Origin of the sequence: Cupriavidus sp. SIMBA_020, assembly GCF_046535395.1 — a bacterium.
Taxonomy (GTDB): domain Bacteria; phylum Pseudomonadota; class Gammaproteobacteria; order Burkholderiales; family Burkholderiaceae; genus Cupriavidus; species Cupriavidus campinensis.
In genome coordinates this window covers 1-260 of sequence record NZ_JAWRWU010000930.1, presented here as the reverse complement: position 1 = coordinate 260, position 260 = coordinate 1, and the positions used below count along the sequence as shown (strand labels likewise).

The window sequence follows — 260 nt, the reverse complement described above, 5'->3', positions numbered from 1 at the left end:
CGATCAAGGTGCGACAAGGCTTGCGGCGGCCCCCCGCCGCAAGCGGCTCAACGCGGCGTCACGCGTACCGCGGTGAGCAAGCCTATCACGCAAAGCGTGGCCTGTTCGCCCTCGTAGGCATGCACTTCGACCTGGCAGATCGACAGGCGCTTGCCCGGCTTGACGACGCGGCCGCTGGCCACGTAGCGCTCGCCCTTGGCCGCCGCCCCCTGGCATGTGCAGGACGCCGCCCTCGCCGCCGACCATGACTGGACCCGCAC

Annotated in this window: 1 pseudogene; it reads right to left on the bottom strand. The window is 70.8% G+C overall.

The window, feature by feature from the left end:
• Positions 1 to 47: 47 nt before the first annotated feature.
• Positions 48 to 260 (bottom strand): annotated as a pseudogene (locus SB751_RS32170) (hypothetical protein); the annotation flags it as partial.